Source organism: Acinetobacter sp. WC-323 (assembly GCF_000314615.1).
In the GTDB taxonomy this organism is placed as follows: Bacteria; Pseudomonadota; Gammaproteobacteria; order Pseudomonadales; family Moraxellaceae; genus Acinetobacter; species Acinetobacter courvalinii.
Map to the genome: position 1 here is coordinate 22323 of NZ_AMZS01000060.1, position 18700 is coordinate 41022.

Here is an 18700-nt window from a genome sequence, read left to right on the forward strand (position 1 = left end):
CTGGAATGATTGTTAAGCGAGCCACAAAGGAAGATCTTCATCAACTTGCTGTCTTGTTTGACGAATACCGTCAATTCTACGGTGCATCATCAAATCTTGAACAATCCTATCAATTTCTCAAGCAACGTTTTGACAATAAAGAAAGTGTCATTTTCATTCATGTGAAAGACGATGTTATTACAGGTTTTGTTCTACTCTACCTTGCTTTTTCTTCGGTGGCCTGTGAAACCTATTATATTTTAGATGATGTTTATGTCACCCCAAGCTATCGCAAACAGGGTTCCGCCAAACAACTGATTGATACTGCCATCCTTTTTGCACGCCATGAAAATGCGCTACGGATTAGTCTGGAAACTCAAAAAAATAATTACCAATCCCATCGTCTCTATGAACACATGGGATTTATTCAGGACAGCGAATTTAAGACTTATCACTGCTTCTTGAAGTAATTAATCTTCTACCGCAATATTTTGACTCAACTGTTTTTGCTCAGCACTTAAATACATCCATTCACCTTCAGGCAGCTCAGGCAGTTCAAGTAAACCCACTTGATGTCGGTGTAATGCTTCCACCTTATTCCCTACGGCAGCCAGCATACGTTTGACTTGATGATAAACTCCTTGATGAATAGTCATGCTCAACTGATGTTCCGAAAATAATTTAACATCCGTTGCAGCAAAGATTCCTTTTTCATTTCGAAGTTCCACACCCTGCTGTAAGCCCTGAATTTGCTCAGGTGTGATCGGATCTGCAGTAGTGACATGATACACCTTAGGCACATGTTTACGCGGATGAGTCAAGGCTTGTAAATATTGCCCATCATCAGTCAAAAGTAACAGACCTGTCGTGTCCTGATCCAGCCGCCCCACACACTGAATGCCACGATGCAGTAAAATTTCAGGAAATAAACTGAATACACTTTTATGATGTGTGGCCTGATGTGAGCATTCATAGCCCTGCGGTTTATTCAAAACCAGATAAACATGCTCACGATATTGATATTCTTCACCAAACACCTGAAACAGCAACTGATCGGTATTGATATTCTGTTTGGGATTATCACACATCTGATGATCGATCTGGACAGAACCATTTTTAATTAACTGCTGGCAATACTTACGTGAACCAAAGCCTTGAGATTGCAAAATTTTTTCCAGCAGCATATCTAGATCCTAAACCAAACTTTTTCTATTGTACCTGATTAGCACACAGTCCGTTGTTCATTGCTTATTCATTCTTTATTTTTATAATTTATTCACAATTTCTTCACTTGTAATAGAACCCATACAAAACCCTCGTGAAATACTCTCAATCCAGATATTGCACTCCATAATTTCACTAAAAACTCTTGTTACATTTGTCCCAAGCAAAAAGAATACTGTCCAAAAGAATGGATAAGGAGTTTCATCATGAAAGCAAATATGTGGTTATGTAGCGTTATCTTGGCAACCTCGTCAATGGTGACTGTAGCACATGCAGACAATGCAACCCGCGTTGCGGCAACTTCAGCGTTAGGCAGTGTGGTCGGTACCGCATTAGGTAAACAATTTGGTGGTGATACCGGTGCCATGATTGGCTCGGCTATTGGTGGTGCTGGTGGTGCAGCTGCATCCAGTAATAAACGTAACCGTACCGAAGCTGCCATTGGTGGTGGTTTAGGTGGCGTCGGTGGTTATACTGTAGGTCGTAACATGGGTGGTTCCAACGGCGGTTATATTGGTGCAGCCTTAGGTGCGGCTGGTGGTGCAGCGCTCGGTCAAAAAGTTGGCCAAGATCGTGATGAAGACAGCCGCTATGACCGCCGTTATGACAATCGCCGTTACTATAATTCACGTCATAACTATCGTCATGACAATGGACGCCATCGCGGCTGGTACAAAAATCGTTAATCCAGTCGGTTTCTTATTCGCTTTACCTTTTATAGCACCTTCGGGTGCTTTTTTTATGGGCTGAAACAATATATCGAACAAATTCGATATACAAACTCAAACTTATATCGTAGTATTTCGATATATGGTTTTGAGATGTAATGATGAAAACACTACAAGATATAAAGTTCTCTATTCTGGAATTAGCTCCTGTTAGAGATGATAAGAGTATTGAATTTTCACTACGCCACGCTTTAGAGCTTGCACAGCATGCTGAAAAGTTAGGCTATGAACGTTTCTGGTTGGCAGAACATCACAATATGGATGGGATTGCCAGTTCTGCCACAGCGGTTTTATTAGGTTTTATTGCGGCAAACACTCAAAACATCCGTTTGGGTTCAGGCGGGATCATGCTGCCCAATCATGCACCATTGGTGGTGGCAGAACAATTCGGCACCTTGGCAACACTTTATCCAGATCGTTTTGAACTGGGTCTGGGCCGTGCACCGGGTACCGACCAGATGACCATGCGTGCGTTACGTCGAGGACGTCAGGAAACAGAGGATCAATTTCCGCAAGATGTGCAGGAAATTTTACAATATTTTAAAGCACCGCAACCGGGTCAACGAATTATTGCAACGCCTGGGCAAAATACCCATGTACCAGTCTGGTTACTCGGTTCAAGTTTATTTAGTGCGCAACTGGCAGCCAAGCTGGGACTGCCCTATTCGTTTGCTTCGCACTTTGCGCCAAGAATGTTAGGTCAGGCCATCGACATCTATCGGGATAATTTCCAGCCTTCTGAATATCTGGATCAACCTTATGTATCGATGGGTGTCCCGACCGTGGTTGCCGAAACCGATGAAGAAGCTCAACATCTGGCAACCAGTTCTTATCAACGGATCTTGAACCTGATCCGGGGCCACAGCCTGAAACTCAAACCACCCATTGCATCGACTCAAGGTCTGGCAAACAGTTCTGAGCAACTTGCCATTCAGAATTTCTATGCCATGGCGCAAATCGGTTCAGCAGAAACAGTGAAAGCCGGTTTAAATAAAATTGCCAGTCAATATGAAGTAGATGAGTTTATTTTCACCTGTGATATTTACGACACCCAGAAACGGTTAGAAAACTTTAGCCTGTTGATGGACCTTAAAAACAGCTAAATGGCTATCTGAAAGTAAGCATTATTTTTCATAAATGATGCTTACTTCACGACGCCTATATACTGATAAACCGTATTGCTTTTGCGATAACGCAAATACTTGGCCTGTGGTTTTGAATTTTGATCCAGCAGCATAATATCAATCGTATTTAATTTTTTATCACTGCGAATATAATCAGGCACATCATTCCGATCTTCATGATTGTTACAGTCAAAATCAACCTGAATATGATCCAGCAGCTTTGTTTTGGTCTGGAAGAGCTTTATTGGCCGCACCGCTCCCGTTTTAGTCGGCTGAAATGCAGCAATCGCATAAGCACCGACACAACTGCTACCTTTATAATAGCTCTTAACCAGATAAACCGGTTGTTTCGCCAATATCGTTTGCTTCACATCAAAAATGAATCCTGTTTCAACTGCAGTTAAGTGCGTTTTGCCATCATTTTGAATTTGCACATAAGAGGCGTATTCGCCCATGGTTCCACCACCACCGACATCAAAAGTATAAAACTTCAACTGCTGATCCGGTGAAAACTGGATACGCACATGGTAATGGTCTTGCAAAGCAGGAAAGGAATATTTAAAACTGGCTGGATCATGCTCGATTTTCTCGATGATTTCCGACTCGACTGCCTGATTGACCTGATAAAAATCTTTATTTGCATATTTTTGAATGAGCTTTTTTTCAAACTGCGCCAAGGTTTCCGCATGCGTTTGCGAAATCATCAGTAGAGCTAAAAGAACTATATATCTTTTCATTCTATTGTCCTGTTTTTATTATTCCCAAAATAGAAAAAAGCGCAGCACATCGACCACGCTTTTTCTATTAAATCGCATCTTTAACCAATACGACGTTTTAAACCGGTCATTTGCAAAACACGGGTTGAGATTTCTTCAATCGACATTTCTGTGACATTAAGATATTTAATTCCTTCCGAGATATAGATGCCTTCAACTGCACGAAGTTCCATCTGGCATTGACTAAAGCTTGAATAACGACTATTGGCCTTACGTTCATTACGAATCGCGACCAGACGCTCGGCATCAATCATCAGGCCAAACAGTTTATTCTTATGTTCACGCAGCACTTTTGGCAAACGGTTGTCATCCAGGTCTTCCTCGGTTAAAGGGTAGTTTGCTACACGAATCCCGAATTGTAATGACAAATAAATCGAGGTTGGGGTTTTACCAGAGCGCGATACCCCAATCAAAATGATATCGGCTTTGTCATAATGACGTGTTCTGGCACCATCATCATTGTCCAGCGCAAAATGCACCGCATCGATACGGGCTTTATAATATTCAGAATCGGTAACCGCATGCGTTTGCCCGACCAAAGTGGTAGGCGGTACCCCGATTTCTTGTTCTAATTTACTGATCAGGCCTTCAAATACATCCAAATTAACCGCTTTGGCCGTATTAATGATTTCACGAACATTCGGATCAACCAAGGTATCAAAAACCAGCGGCAAAGAGCCATCCCGAGATTGGCAGGCATTGATCTCTGCCACAGCCACCATTGCGGCCTCTTCGGTCGCGATATAAGGCATGATATGGATGTCAAAATCCACGTTCGGAAATTGCGCAAGTAGTGAATGTCCAAGGGTTTCTGCAGTAATTGCGGTGCCATCCGAAATAAAAAAAACGCTCCGTTTAATTTCTTTACTTACGGGCATCAAAATTCTCCTTAAACATTTGTCTTAGTGCTCTATAATCTTTATAGTAAACTCATCTAACATGACTGTCGCTTAGTAAAATACTAAATCTAGGCACTTTTGTATAATTTCATACCAATGATGGTCATTCATACTGCAAAAAAAGTGGAGTAAATACTTTGGAAGCGCGCGTAATCGGTCTGGAAAAATTAGGAAAACACGATGTCGAACTCGTAGGTGGGAAAAACTCATCTCTGGGTGAAATGATCAGCCATTTATCCAATGCTGGTGTATCGGTACCAGGTGGTTTTGCAACAACTGCTGCTGCCTATCGTGAGTTCTTGGATCAAAGCGGCTTAAATGCTCGAATTCAGGCTGAACTTACCCAACTCAATGTTGATGATGTCATTGCACTTGCTGAGACTGGTGCAAAAATCCGTAAATGGATTGTTGACACTCCGCTTACTGCGACATTAGAACAAGAAATTCGTGATGCCTTTGCAGCACTTTCAAACGGTAACCCAGACATTGCCGTTGCTGTACGTTCTTCGGCAACTGCTGAAGACTTACCGGACGCTTCATTTGCAGGGCAACAAGAAACTTTCTTAAATATCCGCGGTATTGATAACATTCTTATCGCAATTAAAGAAGTATTTGCATCGCTTTATAATGACCGTGCCATTGCTTACCGTGTACACCAAGGTTTTGAACATAGTGTTGTTGCCCTTTCTGCTGGCGTACAACGTATGGTTCGTTCTGAAACTGGTGCTGCTGGTGTTATGTTTACACTTGATACCGAATCTGGTTTCCGTGATGTGGTGTTCATTACTGCATCTTATGGCTTGGGCGAAATGGTCGTACAAGGTGCGGTTAACCCTGACGAATTCTATTTATCAAAACCGCTGCTAAATGCGGGTAAACACTCTGTGTTACGTCGTAACCTCGGTTCTAAACACCAGAAAATGATTTATGGTGAAGAAGGTGCAGCAGGTAAATCAGTGGTGATTGTTGATGTTGAAAAACAGGAACGTCAACAGTTTGCCTTAAATGATCATGAGCTTCACGAATTAGCGAAGCAAGCTTTGATCATTGAACAGCATTATGGTTCTCCAATGGACATCGAATGGGCGAAAGATGGCGATGATGGCCAAATTTATATCGTTCAGGCACGTCCGGAAACAGTAAAAAGCCGCCAGAATGTCGGCACAATGGAACGCTACCTGTTAAAACAACGTGGTACTGTAATTTGTGAAGGCCGTTCAATCGGTCAACGCATTGGTTCAGGTAAAGTTCGTGTTGTGACTTCGATTAAAGAAATGGATAAGGTTCAGGACGGTGACGTACTGGTATCTGACATGACTGACCCAGACTGGGAACCAGTGATGAAGCGTGCCGCTGCCATTGTGACCAACCGTGGTGGTCGTACTTGTCACGCAGCGATTATTGCACGTGAATTAGGTGTGCCTGCGATTGTCGGTTGTGGTAATGCAACAGAAGTACTTGCTGATGGTCAGGAAGTGACTGTTTCATGTGCTGAAGGTGACACAGGCTTCATTTATGAAGGTGCGCTTGACTTTGAAGTTCAACGCAACTCAATTCACTCAATGCCACAATTACCGTTCAAAATCATGATGAACGTCGGTAACCCTGACCGTGCATTTGACTTTGCCCAGATTCCAAACGAAGGGATCGGCCTTGCACGTCTTGAGTTCATCATTAACCGTATGATCGGCGTACACCCGAAAGCATTGTTGAACATTGACAGCTTGCCACGTGAAACCCGTGCAGCAGTAATGGCGCGTACCGCGGGCTACTCTTCTCCAATTGAATTCTATGTCGAGAAACTGGTTGAAGGTATTTCTACCCTTGCAGCCGCATTTGCAGACAAGCCTGTGATCGTGCGTATGTCTGACTTCAAGTCAAACGAATATGCCAACCTGATCGGCGGTAAACTGTACGAGCCTGAAGAAGAAAACCCGATGTTGGGCTTCCGTGGTGCAAGTCGTTATGTTTCAGATAACTTCCGTGACTGCTTCGAACTTGAATGCCGTGCCTTGAAAAAAGTTCGTGATGAAATGGGTCTAACCAATATTCAAATCATGATCCCATTCGTACGTACGGTTTCTGAAGCTAAACGTGTGATCGAATTACTTGCTCAAAACGGCCTAAAACGTGGTGAGAACGGTCTCAAAGTGATCATGATGTGTGAACTTCCCACCAATGCATTATTGGCTGAACAGTTCCTTGAACACTTCGATGGTTTCTCGATCGGTTCAAATGACTTGACCCAGTTAACGCTTGGTCTGGATCGTGACTCGGGTATCGTGTCGCACCTGTTCGACGAACGTGATCCAGCAGTGAAAGCGCTTCTTTCTATGGCAATTCATGCGTGCCGTAAAGCAGGCAAATATGTCGGTATTTGTGGTCAAGGTCCTTCGGATCATCCTGATCTTGCAAAATGGCTCATGGAACAAGGCATTGAATCTGTATCATTGAATCCTGACTCAGTGCTTGATACCTGGTTCTTCCTTGCTGAAGAGCAAATCAAGAAAGCCTAATCTTTTTTAGAAAAAGACCCTCTCTGGCAGGGTCTTTTTTCATCTTTAGAATAGAGAATTTTTATTTATGCAAATTTACTTGGCTCGTAACAATCAACAAGCTGGTCCCTATAGTTTAGAACAAGTGAACCAAATGCTTGCCAGTCAACAAGTTTTATTGACGGATCTGGCTTGGCACGAAGGTATGGCTGAATGGAAAACACTTGGTGAACTTACTCAAGGTAAACTTGTATACGAACCTGTAGGTTACTCAGCTTTTGCTGCCCCCGTTGCAACCGAAAGCAATGAGTCTTCTTTTAAAATCAAGGTGGAGCAAAAAGCCAAAGCTGAATTGGCGCCTTTTCACTCTCGTGCGCTGGCAAAAGTCTTGGACTTGTTGCTTTGGTTGCCAATGGCCGCCATTCCTTCATTCTTTTTTAATGAAGCTCAATATAAAGAATTATTTGAAATTCAAAAGCAATTACAGACAGCGCAAGTTGCGTCGAGTAAAGCGGTTGAATTACAACAACAGCTGATGCAGCTCATCCCCAATGAAGCCTGGATGAGTATTTTTGCCTACTTGATTATCATGTTGATGATTCAGGCTTTTTTTATTGCAAAATCAGGCCAGAGTATTGGTAAGAAAATTGCAAAAATTAAAATTGTAGATGCTGAAACATTGACCCAGGTCAACTCAATTCGGGCTTTCTGGTTGCGCAGCATTCTCTTTATTATTCTCAATTTACTGTTTATGCCATTTATTACAATTGTTGATTATGCTTTCTTCGCATTGAACAAAAATCGTCAAACCCTGCACGATAAATTGGCTAAAACTAAGGTAATTAAACAGTAGTCACAATTCGATAAAGAAAAGAGGATTTAATCCTCTTTTCTTTTATATTAAATTGATATCTATACAAAAAGAACTTAACTCAACCTTAATTCCTACAAGATAAATCGGGTTTTAAAACAAGCATTTCAGGCCACTTTATCAGTAGCTTAGTTCTTCAATATGAGGCATAATGCCCAACAACGTAGCGGTGTCGCGTGATTGCTAAGCATTTTTTAAACAATTCTTATCAATCACGCGACACTTTAATCGCTATCCCATAATTTAATTAGGGAATGGGACTCTTCACCGAGGTTGTAAAATGAGACAAACGATTTTAGCTGTATTGTCTTTATCTGCGATGGCCGCGCTCTTAACTGGGTGTGGCGGTGATATGGTACTTCTAAACAATAAAGGTCCAGTTGGTCAAGGTCAAAGTAACTTGATGATGACTGCGATCTATTTAATGCTATTGGTGGTAATTCCATCAATTATTATGGCATTGTGGTTTGGTTGGAAATATCGCGCGTCGAATAAAGATGCAGACTATAAACCTACTTGGGCACACTCTACGACAATTGAGATCGTTGTTTGGGGTGTTCCTGTCATTATTATTGGTATTTTAGCTTGGTTAACTTGGTGGGGTTCCCACAAGTACGACCCTTACCGTCCGTTAGAATCTGATAAAGCACCATTAACTATTCAAGCTGTCGCTGAACAGTTCAAGTGGATTTTTATCTATCCTGAGCAAAACATTGCAACGGTAAACGAAGTACGCTTCCCAGAGCAAACACCAGTAAGCTTTAAGATCACTTCTAACTTTACGATGAACTCGTTCTTCATCCCGCAGTTAGGCGGCCAGATCTATGCAATGGCTGGTATGCAAACTCACCTGCACCTGTTAGCAGATGAACCAGGTGTTTTCCGTGGTTTCTCAGCAAACTATTCAGGTTATGGTTTCTCACAAATGCGCTTTAAAGCACACAGCGTGACTGAGCCGGAATTTGCGCAATGGGTAGAAGCAGTTAAAGCTGGTAATGGTACAAGTATTAACCCTGAAGCAATTCAGAAAGGTACACTTGACCAAGCTGAATTAGCAACTTTGAAAGATGGCGATCGTTCTAAGCATCAGATCGAGCATTTAGTCAACCGTGCTAAAGCTGCTGGTGATGAAGAAGCGCTTGCTAAAGCTGAAGCGATGAAACCGTTCCCGACTAAGCCACACCCAGTGACTTATTACTCATCAGTTGAACCAAAATTGTTTGAAACAATTATCAACCATTATATGAGTAACTATCACGGTGCTGACCATTCTGCTGGACATGCAACAGCAGAAACTCATGCTGCAGCAGAACACGCTGCTCAAGGGGAATAAGACATGGATATGATTTTTGGTAAACTTGGGTGGGATTCGATCCCGACAGAACCCCTTGTACTTGTCACCATGGTCTTTATGGCACTTGGTGCAATTGCTGTTTTAGGCGGTATCACCTATTTCAAAAAATGGGGATATTTGTGGAATGAGTGGTTTATTACGGTAGACCATAAAAAGATTGGTATCATGTATATCATCGTATCTGTCGTCATGCTGTTGCGTGGTTTCGCTGATGCGATCATGATGCGTCTACAACTTTTCCTCGCGAAAGGCGGCGGTGAAGGTTACCTACATCCTGACCACTACGACCAGATCTTCACCGCACACGGTGTGATCATGATCTTCTTCGTAGCCATGGGTCTCGTTGTTGGTATGATGAACATCTCTGTACCTTTACAGATCGGTGCTCGTGACGTTGCGTTCCCATTATTGAACTCTTTAAGCTTCTGGTTATTCGCCGGTGCTGCTGGTTTGATGATGCTTTCACTGGTATTGGGTGAGTTTGCTGCGACTGGTTGGATGGCTTATCCTCCTCTATCTGGCATTCAATATTCTCCTGGTGTAGGTGTTGACTACTATATCTGGGCGCTTCAGGTTTCTGGTCTAGGTACGCTGTTATCTGGTGTTAACTTCTTTGTTACCATCATCAAAATGCGTGCACCTGGCATGAAACTCATGGATATGCCTATTTTCACGTGGACTTCACTGTGTACGGCTGTACTCATCATTGCATCATTCCCTGTATTAACAGGTACCCTTGCAATGTTGACGCTTGACCGTTACTTCGGTTTCCATTTCTTCACCAATGAGCTTGGCGGTAGCCCAATGCTTTACGTGAACTTGATCTGGACCTGGGGTCACCCTGAAGTATATATCTTGGTATTACCAGCATTTGGTCTATACTCAGAAATCGTGGCAACCTTCTCTCGTAAAGCGTTGTTCGGTTATAAGTCTATGGTGTATGCAACCATCGCGATTACTGTTCTTGCGTTCGTTGTATGGCTTCACCACTTCTTCACCATGGGTGCTGGTGCGAACGTGAATGCGTTCTTCGGTATCATGACCATGGTTATTGCGATTCCGACTGGTGTGAAAATCTTCTCTTGGTTATTCACCATGTATAAAGGTCGCATCACCTTTACTACGCCTATGTTATGGACGCTTGGCTTCCTCGTAACATTCGGTATCGGTGGTTTAACTGGTGTACTTATGGCTGTTCCACCTGCGGACTTCCTGGTACACAACTCATTATTCTTGATCGCTCACTTCCATAACGTAATTATCGGTGGTGTGGTGTTTGGTATGTTTGCCGGCATCATCTTCTACTGGCCGAAAATGTTTGGTTGGAAGCTCAATGAAGCATGGGGTAAAGCTGCGTTCTGGTTCTGGTTCTTCGGTTTCTATTTTGCATTCATGCCACTTTATATCCTTGGTTTCATGGGTATGACACGTCGTTTGAATACATATGACAACCCTGAATGGGATCCATACTTGGCTATCGCGTTATTCGGTGCTGTTCTTGTTGCAATCGGTATTGCATGCTTCTTGATGCAAATCATTGTTGGTTTCTTACAACGTAAGGACAACATGGACCACACTGGCGATCCATGGGATGGCCGTACCCTTGAATGGGCGACTTCTTCCCCTGCTCCGTTCTATAACTTTGCGCATGAACCAGATGCAAGCGGCATTGACCGTTTCTGGACTGACAAAGAAAATGGTGTAGCATACGCACGTAACACTAAATATGAAGACATCCACATGCCGACTGATCGTGCTGCTGGCTTCGTCATTGCCATGTTCATTACCCTTCTTGGTTTTGCACTGATCTGGCATATTTGGTGGCTCGTTGTTGTTTCATTCGTTGCAGCTGTTGTTAGCTTGATCGTAAGCTCATTCACCAAGAATGTGGATTACTATGTTCCTGCTGCTGAAGTTGAGCGTATTGAAAACGAACGCTATGCTTTACTTGAAAAACACTTGAAGAAGGACTAAGGAAATGGCTGAAGTACTTCATCACGACAACCACGGCCACGATGGTCATCATGAGCATGATGATACAGACTTGACGGTCTTTGGTTTCTGGACATACTTGATGAGTGACTTGATTCTTTTCGGATCACTCTTCATCGCGTTCGCTGTATTAAGCAGTCATATCCCACCAGGAACCCCAAGTGCATATGACCTGTTCCATGATTCATTAGGCTTCGTGTTAACTGAAACATTTGCCTTATTGATTTCATCGGTAACATTTGGTTTTGCTGTACTGGCATCTTATAAAAAGAATGTAAATCAGGTGATCACCTGGTTATTAATTACATTCCTTTTTGGTGCATCGTTCATCGGGATGGAAATCTACGAATTCCGTCACCTTGTACATGAAGGCCATGGTCCAACTCACAGTGCATTCTTATCATCGTTCTTTACCTTGGTTGGTACACACGGTATCCACGTAACTTCTGGTTTAGTGTGGATGCTGGTATTGATGTATCAGATCAAAAAGAATGGTTTGACTTTACCGAATACACGTCGTCTTGCTTGCTTAAGCTTGTTCTGGCACTTCCTTGACATCGTTTGGATCTGTGTATTCAGCGTCGTTTACTTACTGGGAGTTCTCTAATGAGTAGTCATGAGCATAATGCTGCAGGTGCGTCACACGGTAACTTTAAACAATACACTGTTGGATTTATCCTCTCTGTTATCCTCACCATCATCCCGTTCGGGATGGTGATGGCGGGTGGTTTCAGTCGTGGCGTCTTAGTTACAGTAATCGCAATCACTGCCGTTGCTCAGGTGCTTGTACAACTTGTGTACTTCTTACACATGAATACATCATCTGACCAACGTTGGAACCTTATTGCATTTATCTACACAATTTTATGTATCGCTGTACTGTTAGTCGGCTCTGTGTGGATTATGAATTACCTACACTACAACATGATGATCTAAACTGATTGTCATGTGGAAAAAGTATTTATTCCTGACTAAACCAGGAATTCTCTTCGGTAATTTTATTACCACCTTGGGCGGCTTCTTCTTAGCCGCCCAAGGCTCTATAGACTTCCTCTTATTATTACTGACCTTGCTTGGAACAACTTTTGTCGTTGCTTCGGGTTGTGTCGTCAATAATGTAATTGATCAAGACATCGATCAAAAAATGCAACGCACCATGAACCGCGCGCTTGTGACTAAAACCATTTCCCCTACTGTTGCCATGTGCTATGCCTTGGTCTTAGGTATTATCGGCTTTAGCATTCTCTGGTTCTATGTCAATGCTTATGCATTTTTATTCGCTGTGATTGGTTTTGTGGTCTATGTCGGTTTTTATAGTTTGTGGACCAAACGCACCACAATCCATCAAACCGTCATTGGTAGTATTTCCGGAGCGAGTCCTCCTGTTATTGGTTATACGGCTGTAAGTCATCAGTTCGATATGGCAGCCTTATTGATTTTTGTTGCATATGCTTTATGGCAAATGCCACATTCATGGGCGATTGCAATTTATCGTTTTGACGATTACAAAAATGCAGGCGTTCCGATTTTACCTGTAGCGCGTTCGATTTTAAGAACCAAGATTGAATCACTGATTTATGTGGTTTTATTTACTGTTGCAATGAATGCACTGTATGTTTATGGATACACCAACATGATTTTCTTGGTGATCTGTAATGCACTTTGTATTTACTGGTTCTATATTGGTATTTTAGGATTTAAGGCTAAAGACGATCAGCTTTGGGCAAAACGCTTTTTCCTTTTTTCAGTAATTCTGATTACTGTCATCAGTTTAAGCTTTAGCTTTAGCTTCAAAAGCCCTGCACCATTCTTCCCTATTTTTTAAAAAGATAGAGAACGCTCTATCTTTTTATTCTCCCTCGCTGTAATCATTTCGTGCAATAAAAACATTCGCTTCTTTATTGCCTAAATGAACTCTCTTTTATCCTCCCTCCTCAATTGTTCTGCACTTAATTTAAGCTAAGATTCTCACCCTACCTGCACCTTGCTGTAATTCCATAAACTGTATTTCATCTCCAAAACAAATTGCCGTTACTTTTTTGCTGACCCTACAAAAAATTAAAAAACACAATCCCACTACATTTGCTTTATCACGCTGATTTGACTATAATCCCCGCTTCGCAATTTGCGACATAACTTTTTAAGTTATGACTCCTTGCTTCTGATTTTTATAATCAGGGGCTGCTTAAACCGTAAGGAGCTGACAATGCGTCACTACGAAATCGTACTATTGGTACATCCAGACCAAAGCGATCAAGTTGTAGGTATGGTTGAACGCTATATCTCTCAGATCAAAGAAGCTGAAGGTCAAATTCACCGTTTAGAAGATTGGGGCCGCCGCCAATTGGCTTACCCGATTAACAAAATTCACAAAGCACACTACATTCTTATGAATGTTGAATGTGGTCAAACGACTCTTGATGAATTAGAAGAATTGTTCCGTTATAACGACGCGATCATTCGTAACATCATCATCCGTCGTGAACACGCAATTACTGAAGAATCTTTACTTGCTAAGAGTGCTGAAGAAAAACGTGCGCGTAAAGCTCAACGTGAAGAAGCACAACAAGCAGTTCAAGAAGCTGAATAAGGAGAACATCAATGGCACGTTTTTACCGTCGTCGCAAGTTCTGCCGCTTTACAGCTGAGAATGTTGCGTACATCGACTACAAAGATATCGACACTTTAAAACAGTACATCACTGAAAACGGCAAGATTGTTCCTAGCCGTATTACAGGTACTAAAGCTCGTTATCAACGTCAATTAGCGTTAGCTATCAAACAAGCTCGCTATTTGTCTTTGATTCCGTACACTGACAACCATAAGTAAGTGAGGTGAGCTGTGGACGTTATCTTATTACAACGCATTAAAAACCTTGGTAAATTAGGCGACAAAGTATCAGTTAAAGCTGGTTACGGTCGTAACTTCTTGATCCCTCAAGGTAAAGCTGTAGCTGCAACTGAAGCAAACACTGCTGCTTTTGAAGCTCGTCGTGCTGAACTTGAGAAGCAAGAAGCTGAAGTATTAGCTGCTGCGAATGCACGTGCTGAACAATTGAACGAAGTAAACATCGTTATCACTGCGAAAGCTGGTGATGAAGGTAAACTCTTCGGTTCTATCGGTACTCGTGACATCGCTGATGCTTTAACGAATGCTGGTCTTACTGTAGACCGTGCAGAAGTTCGTTTACCAAACGGTGCGCTTCGTCACACTGGTGAATTCAACATCGCAATCCAATTGCACCATGATGTTGTTGCTGAAGTTCTCGTTACTATCGTATCTGAGTAATTTCTGCAAAGAAAAAGAGCATGTTTTACATGCTCTTTTTTTATGTCTAAAAAATACAAAAAGACTTCGAATTAAGTTTTAAATTTTATAATTCTCACGCTATAGGGTCGCAGATATGCAAAAAAAGAATCGTATCATTGCTTTGGTACTCGCCATGTTTTTAGGTTTTTTTGGAATAGATCGTTTCTATCTCGGTAAAAAGACCAGTGGCGTTTTAAAATTAATTACCTTTGGTGGCTTGGGCGTGTGGTGGTTTATTGATACTACCCTGCTGTTACTGGATGCCTTCCTCTACTCTTTGGGCAAAGACACCGGCTTTGTTAAAGATGCGCAAAAGAATGATCTTCGCTACGGTCTTTCAGCTTATCGCTTAAAAAATGGAAAGTTCGTACAGGACTGGTTTGCACAACCTTAAAGTAAAACGGCCCTTTTTTCTTACATCGATCTGGCCCATCAAGCTGCAATAGCAGAAATGACTATCTATTATGCTATTGCACCACTTACACAATTTTCCCTGAATTAAATTGTCCAGATCAGCTTCATTTGGATTAAGATAGTCACTCGGTATTGTTTCATCTTTTTTATTAGGTCTTGTTATGTCACAGGCGAATGCCAATTTTACAAAAAATTCTCCAAACACAGAGAGTAAAGTGAGTGACTCAGGTCAGCTAAAAGAATTCCGTACCCCGCCACACAATCTCGCTATCGAGCAGGCGGTCTTAGCAGCCTTAATGACAGTGGCTGAATCTTTTGAACAAGTCAGTGACTTGCTCAAAGAAAATGATTTCTATGCAACGCGTCACAAATATATTTATCGTGCCATTGAAAAACTGGCCCAAGAAAACTCGCCTTATGACGCAGTTTTGGTCAATGACTGGTTGCTCAAACAAAACCTGCTTGATGCCATTGGTGGTGAAGAATATTTGATGCAATTGATGGCAGACTCGCCATCAAGCTTCTACAACCTTGAAATTTATGCCAATAAAATCAAGGAATTTTCAACGCTGCGTAACATGATCAAGATCAGCAGTGATATTTTACAAAATGCCTATGACACCAAAGGTCGTCCAGTCAGTGAAATTCTTGATTTAGCAGAAACCAGTATTTTCTCTTTAGCGGAACAGCACAACAACAATAAAAAAGACTCTGGGCCAAAATCAATCAGTTCTGTGACTGCGGACGTTATTACCAAATTAGATGAATTGTCTAAACTAGATGGCAACATTACCGGATTAACCACGGGCTTCCTAGAACTGGATAATAAAACCTCAGGCATGCAACCGGGTGACTTGATTATTGTGGCGGCACGTCCATCGATGGGTAAAACCACCTTCGCCATGAATCTGGTTGAAAGCGTCTTACAATATAACCGCTTACCAGCGCTGGTATTCTCTATGGAAATGCCAGCCGACTCGATTGCCATGCGTTTGATTTCTGCCATGGGTAAAGTCCATCAAGGACATTTACGTTCGGGTAATCTGGATGCGGATGAATGGACCAAAGTCACCGGGACCATTCTGCAATTACAGGAAATGCATCTCTATATCGATGATTCCTCTGCCCTGCCACCTACCGAACTTCGTGCCCGTGCGCGTCGTGTGGCCAAAATGCATGATGGCAAAATCGGTTGTATCATGGTCGATTACTTGCAGTTGATGAAAGTACCCGGTATGGGCGATAACCGTGTCGGCGAGATTTCGGAAATTTCCCGAAGCCTGAAAGCACTTGCCAAAGAAATGCAATGTCCTGTTATCGCACTATCACAGCTAAACCGTAGTTTGGAGAACCGTCCAAACAAACGTCCAGTGATGTCCGACTTACGTGAATCCGGTGCGATCGAGCAGGATGCCGACTTGATCATGTTTATTTACCGTGATGAAGTCTATAACAAGGAATCTAAAGAAGCAGGCACAGCCGAGATCATTATTGGTAAACAGCGTAACGGTCCAATTGGTAGCGTGCGTCTTGCCTTCGAAGGCCAATATACCCGTTTTAGTAACCTCTCACCTGAGTTCTATGCCCAGTATGATGATGAGGAATAATTCTTCCCCTATTTAGCTGCTTTATCTACTTTCCAAGTCGTCCCAAAGGAGAAATCAGGGTGCGCCAAGCAACAGTTTATATTGATAGTGATGCACTACAATATAATTTCAACCGCGTTAAACAACTTGCTCCACATTCAAAAATTGTCAGCATGGTCAAGGCCAACGCTTACGGACACGGAGTCAAAGATTGTTTAGCCGCCTTGGACGCCACAGACGCCTTTGGTGTCGCTTGCCTAGAAGAAGCGCTAGAGATCAGGCAACTTGGTTATCATCAGCCGATCACGCTGATTGAAGGCATATTTTCTGAAGATGAAATGGCACAGGTGATTGAACAGAAACTTGAATGTATCGTTCACCATAGCCAGCAAGTCGAATGGCTAATCCAGCACAAGCAAGCTTATAATGCGTTAGGATTAAAGGTCTGGGTCAAACTGAATAGCGGAATGAACCGTTTAGGTTTTAAAGTGACCGAAATTATCGAGGTCATCCAGCGTTTAAAAGCAGAAGGTTTTACCTGTGTCCTTGCCATGCATTTTGCCAATGCCGATGTCGATAATCCATTGAACGAACAGCAAATACAACAATTTTTGCAGGTTAAACAGGCATGCGCACCAATATTAGCCTCATGCTGCAATTCAGCAGCGATTTATAAATATCCGGAACTGCATTTTGATTTTGTCCGTCCGGGAATCATGCTATATGGTGCCTCTCCCTTTGCTGACAAGAATGTGCATGAGCTCGATTTAAAACCGGTGATGACTTTTAGCGCAGAAATCATGGCCTTGAACCAGATTCAACAAGGTGAATGTGTCGGCTATGGTTCCACTTATGCCGCAACCTGCCCTTCAAGAATTGCCATTGTTTCGATTGGCTATGGAGATGGCTATCCACGCGCCTATATCCAGCAAAACTTTGTAGCTATTGGTCAGCAACTGGTTCCAGTGGTTGGACGCGTCAGTATGGATATGATGGCGATTGATGTAACGAATATTACAGCCGAGATTGGTACCAAAGTAGAGCTTTGGGGCACCCATCGTCTCGTGGATGATGTTGCTACTGCAAACGGCACCATTGGCTATGAGTTATTGTGTCGTTTAAGCAATCGGCCACTGCGTAAAGTCATTTAAGTACACCAAGAATCCAGGCCAATGTCTGGATTTTTTATTTTCCTAGATTTATAAATCATAATCTGCTGTCGGCTTCGGCAATTCTTGCAAACCACGTCTTAAGGTTTCCGACCACTGCTTACTGATCTGGGTGAAATAAAGATCATTTTCACTGATCCGTTTACCGGTTGGAATCTTAAAGCTATCTTTATGATAAACCAGTGCATCGAGTGGCAAGCCGACCGAGACATTGGAACGCAAGGTCGAATCAAATGAAATCAGTGCACAACGCAATGCATCATCCAAAGGCATTTTATAATACAAGGCTCGGTCCAGAATCGGTTTCCCGTATTTACTTTCACCAATCTGGAAATAAGGCGTATCTGTGGTCGCACAAATAAAATTACCCTGCGGATAGACATTATACAGTTGCATTTTATCGCCCTGAATTTGCCCGGCCACCAGAATACTGCAAGAGTAATTCATCTGCTCATGTGGATCAGAAGTAATATCTGCCAGCACCTTACGTAACGTTTTACCAATCAGTTCAGCCACTTCAAACATGGTATTGACGGTATTCAGATTCGGTTCCTGCCGTAAGGTCAGCGCATTTTGCAAATGCCCAATCACCGCCTGAGTCGTCGCCAGATTACCGGAGGTTTGCAAAGCAATAAACCGCTCTCCATCTACCCCAAAGGTGTGAAGCTTTCGAAAAACAGAAATATGGTCCACCCCGGCATTGGTGCGGGTATCACTGATTAGTACCAAGCCTTGTTCCAGTCTTAAAGCACAACAATAGGTCATCTTTTTCTCTCTACA

At 42.5% G+C, this 18700-nt stretch carries 20 protein-coding genes; 16 read left to right on the top strand and 4 right to left on the bottom strand.

Going from position 1 to position 18700, the window contains the following annotated elements; translation table 11 throughout:
- Nucleotides 1-5: 5 nt before the first annotated feature.
- Nucleotides 6-449, top strand: coding sequence for a GNAT family N-acetyltransferase (locus ACINWC323_RS04580; protein WP_005229658.1), 444 nt, complete (start codon nt 6-8; stop codon nt 447-449).
- Here the strand turns inward: ACINWC323_RS04580 and ACINWC323_RS04575 are convergent, their stop codons facing one another.
- The gene (locus ACINWC323_RS04575; RefSeq protein WP_009514683.1) at nt 450-1163 is read right to left on the bottom strand and encodes a pseudouridine synthase; all 714 of its coding nucleotides are present in this window, start codon (nt 1161-1163) and stop codon (nt 450-452) included.
- Nucleotides 1164-1409: 246 nt separating this feature from the next.
- On the opposite strand from ACINWC323_RS04575, the gene ACINWC323_RS04570 reads away from it, so the two are divergent.
- Nucleotides 1410-1889, top strand: a complete 480-nt coding sequence (locus ACINWC323_RS04570) for a glycine zipper 2TM domain-containing protein (RefSeq protein ID WP_009514514.1) — start codon at nt 1410-1412, stop codon at nt 1887-1889.
- Nucleotides 1890-2032: 143 nt separating this feature from the next.
- On the top strand, nt 2033-3034 hold the full coding sequence (locus ACINWC323_RS04565) for an LLM class flavin-dependent oxidoreductase (protein ID WP_162137919.1): 1002 nt from the start codon (nt 2033-2035) through the stop codon (nt 3032-3034).
- 41 nt (nt 3035-3075) lie between these two features.
- Here the strand turns inward: ACINWC323_RS04565 and ACINWC323_RS04560 are convergent, their stop codons facing one another.
- On the bottom strand, nt 3076-3792 hold the full coding sequence (locus ACINWC323_RS04560) for a hypothetical protein (protein WP_032881656.1): 717 nt from the start codon (nt 3790-3792) through the stop codon (nt 3076-3078).
- Between the two features lie 80 nt (nt 3793-3872).
- A complete protein-coding gene (gene ppsR / locus ACINWC323_RS04555) occupies nt 3873-4709 on the bottom strand; it encodes a posphoenolpyruvate synthetase regulatory kinase/phosphorylase PpsR (RefSeq protein ID WP_005229647.1) in 837 nt (278 codons plus the stop codon).
- A 158-nt stretch (nt 4710-4867) separates the two neighbouring features.
- On the opposite strand from ppsR, the gene ppsA reads away from it, so the two are divergent.
- The 13 genes from ppsA to alr all read left to right on the top strand — a co-directional run bounded on the left by ppsA (nt 4868) and on the right by alr (nt 17902).
- On the top strand, nt 4868-7246 hold the full coding sequence (gene ppsA / locus ACINWC323_RS04550; RefSeq protein WP_004771590.1) for a phosphoenolpyruvate synthase: 2379 nt from the start codon (nt 4868-4870) through the stop codon (nt 7244-7246).
- 67 nt (nt 7247-7313) lie between these two features.
- Nucleotides 7314-8078, top strand: a complete 765-nt coding sequence (locus ACINWC323_RS04545) for an RDD family protein (RefSeq protein ID WP_009514716.1) — start codon at nt 7314-7316, stop codon at nt 8076-8078.
- Nucleotides 8079-8376: 298 nt separating this feature from the next.
- Nucleotides 8377-9429 carry a ubiquinol oxidase subunit II gene (gene cyoA, locus ACINWC323_RS04540; RefSeq protein ID WP_005229642.1) on the top strand — a complete coding sequence of 351 codons (1053 nt, stop codon included), beginning with the start codon at nt 8377-8379 and terminating at the stop codon, nt 9427-9429.
- Nucleotides 9430-9432: 3 nt separating this feature from the next.
- Nucleotides 9433-11424, top strand: coding sequence for a cytochrome o ubiquinol oxidase subunit I (gene cyoB, locus ACINWC323_RS04535; protein ID WP_009514544.1), 1992 nt, complete (start codon nt 9433-9435; stop codon nt 11422-11424).
- A gap of 4 nt (nt 11425-11428) precedes the next feature.
- The gene (cyoC, locus tag ACINWC323_RS04530) at nt 11429-12049 is read left to right on the top strand and encodes a cytochrome o ubiquinol oxidase subunit III (protein ID WP_005229636.1); all 621 of its coding nucleotides are present in this window, start codon (nt 11429-11431) and stop codon (nt 12047-12049) included.
- Nucleotides 12049-12378, top strand: a complete 330-nt coding sequence (locus tag ACINWC323_RS0119295; RefSeq protein ID WP_005229635.1) for a cytochrome o ubiquinol oxidase subunit IV — start codon at nt 12049-12051, stop codon at nt 12376-12378. Before cyoC ends, ACINWC323_RS0119295 begins: the two co-directional genes overlap by 1 nt.
- A gap of 10 nt (nt 12379-12388) precedes the next feature.
- Nucleotides 12389-13267 (top strand): heme o synthase, encoded by an 879-nt coding sequence (gene cyoE, locus ACINWC323_RS04525; protein ID WP_009514438.1) that lies wholly within the window; start codon nt 12389-12391, stop codon nt 13265-13267.
- Nucleotides 13268-13648: 381 nt separating this feature from the next.
- Nucleotides 13649-14032, top strand: a complete 384-nt coding sequence (gene rpsF / locus ACINWC323_RS04520; protein ID WP_004638540.1) for a 30S ribosomal protein S6 — start codon at nt 13649-13651, stop codon at nt 14030-14032.
- Between the two features lie 11 nt (nt 14033-14043).
- Nucleotides 14044-14271 (top strand): 30S ribosomal protein S18, encoded by a 228-nt coding sequence (gene rpsR, locus ACINWC323_RS04515; protein WP_000090661.1) that lies wholly within the window; start codon nt 14044-14046, stop codon nt 14269-14271.
- 12 nt (nt 14272-14283) lie between these two features.
- Nucleotides 14284-14730, top strand: a complete 447-nt coding sequence (gene rplI, locus ACINWC323_RS04510) for a 50S ribosomal protein L9 (protein ID WP_005229629.1) — start codon at nt 14284-14286, stop codon at nt 14728-14730.
- Nucleotides 14731-14845: 115 nt separating this feature from the next.
- Nucleotides 14846-15145 carry a TM2 domain-containing protein gene (locus ACINWC323_RS04505; protein WP_009514577.1) on the top strand — a complete coding sequence of 100 codons (300 nt, stop codon included), beginning with the start codon at nt 14846-14848 and terminating at the stop codon, nt 15143-15145.
- Between the two features lie 181 nt (nt 15146-15326).
- The gene (gene dnaB / locus ACINWC323_RS04500) at nt 15327-16772 is read left to right on the top strand and encodes a replicative DNA helicase (protein WP_004771579.1); all 1446 of its coding nucleotides are present in this window, start codon (nt 15327-15329) and stop codon (nt 16770-16772) included.
- A 59-nt stretch (nt 16773-16831) separates the two neighbouring features.
- On the top strand, nt 16832-17902 hold the full coding sequence (alr, locus tag ACINWC323_RS04495; protein WP_009514436.1) for an alanine racemase: 1071 nt from the start codon (nt 16832-16834) through the stop codon (nt 17900-17902).
- Between the two features lie 48 nt (nt 17903-17950).
- Here alr and ACINWC323_RS04490 read toward each other — a convergent pair whose 3' ends face one another.
- Nucleotides 17951-18685 carry a proteasome-type protease gene (locus ACINWC323_RS04490; RefSeq protein WP_005229623.1) on the bottom strand — a complete coding sequence of 245 codons (735 nt, stop codon included), beginning with the start codon at nt 18683-18685 and terminating at the stop codon, nt 17951-17953.
- Nucleotides 18686-18700: the final 15 nt, after the last annotated feature.

What these genes read in the sequence shown, in the direction of transcription:
- ACINWC323_RS04505 (WP_009514577.1), top strand. Translation starts at nt 14,846, where the DNA reads ATGCAAAAAAAGAATCGTATCATTGCTTTGGTACTCGCCATGTTTTTA.
- cyoA (WP_005229642.1), top strand. Translation starts at nt 8,377, where the DNA reads ATGAGACAAACGATTTTAGCTGTATTGTCTTTATCTGCGATGGCCGCG.
- rpsF (WP_004638540.1), top strand. Translation starts at nt 13,649, where the DNA reads ATGCGTCACTACGAAATCGTACTATTGGTACATCCAGACCAAAGCGAT.
- ACINWC323_RS04565 (WP_162137919.1), top strand. Translation starts at nt 2,033, where the DNA reads ATGAAAACACTACAAGATATAAAGTTCTCTATTCTGGAATTAGCTCCT.
- ACINWC323_RS04545 (WP_009514716.1), top strand. Translation starts at nt 7,314, where the DNA reads ATGCAAATTTACTTGGCTCGTAACAATCAACAAGCTGGTCCCTATAGT.
- cyoE (WP_009514438.1), top strand. Translation starts at nt 12,389, where the DNA reads ATGTGGAAAAAGTATTTATTCCTGACTAAACCAGGAATTCTCTTCGGT.
- ACINWC323_RS04560 (WP_032881656.1), bottom strand. Translation starts at nt 3,792, where the DNA reads ATGAAAAGATATATAGTTCTTTTAGCTCTACTGATGATTTCGCAAACG.
- cyoC (WP_005229636.1), top strand. Translation starts at nt 11,429, where the DNA reads ATGGCTGAAGTACTTCATCACGACAACCACGGCCACGATGGTCATCAT.
- rpsR (WP_000090661.1), top strand. Translation starts at nt 14,044, where the DNA reads ATGGCACGTTTTTACCGTCGTCGCAAGTTCTGCCGCTTTACAGCTGAG.
- ACINWC323_RS04570 (WP_009514514.1), top strand. Translation starts at nt 1,410, where the DNA reads ATGAAAGCAAATATGTGGTTATGTAGCGTTATCTTGGCAACCTCGTCA.
- dnaB (WP_004771579.1), top strand. Translation starts at nt 15,327, where the DNA reads ATGTCACAGGCGAATGCCAATTTTACAAAAAATTCTCCAAACACAGAG.
- ACINWC323_RS04490 (WP_005229623.1), bottom strand. Translation starts at nt 18,685, where the DNA reads ATGACCTATTGTTGTGCTTTAAGACTGGAACAAGGCTTGGTACTAATC.
- ACINWC323_RS0119295 (WP_005229635.1), top strand. Translation starts at nt 12,049, where the DNA reads ATGAGTAGTCATGAGCATAATGCTGCAGGTGCGTCACACGGTAACTTT.
- ACINWC323_RS04580 (WP_005229658.1), top strand. Translation starts at nt 6, where the DNA reads ATGATTGTTAAGCGAGCCACAAAGGAAGATCTTCATCAACTTGCTGTC.
- ppsR (WP_005229647.1), bottom strand. Translation starts at nt 4,709, where the DNA reads ATGCCCGTAAGTAAAGAAATTAAACGGAGCGTTTTTTTTATTTCGGAT.
- cyoB (WP_009514544.1), top strand. Translation starts at nt 9,433, where the DNA reads ATGGATATGATTTTTGGTAAACTTGGGTGGGATTCGATCCCGACAGAA.
- ACINWC323_RS04575 (WP_009514683.1), bottom strand. Translation starts at nt 1,163, where the DNA reads ATGCTGCTGGAAAAAATTTTGCAATCTCAAGGCTTTGGTTCACGTAAG.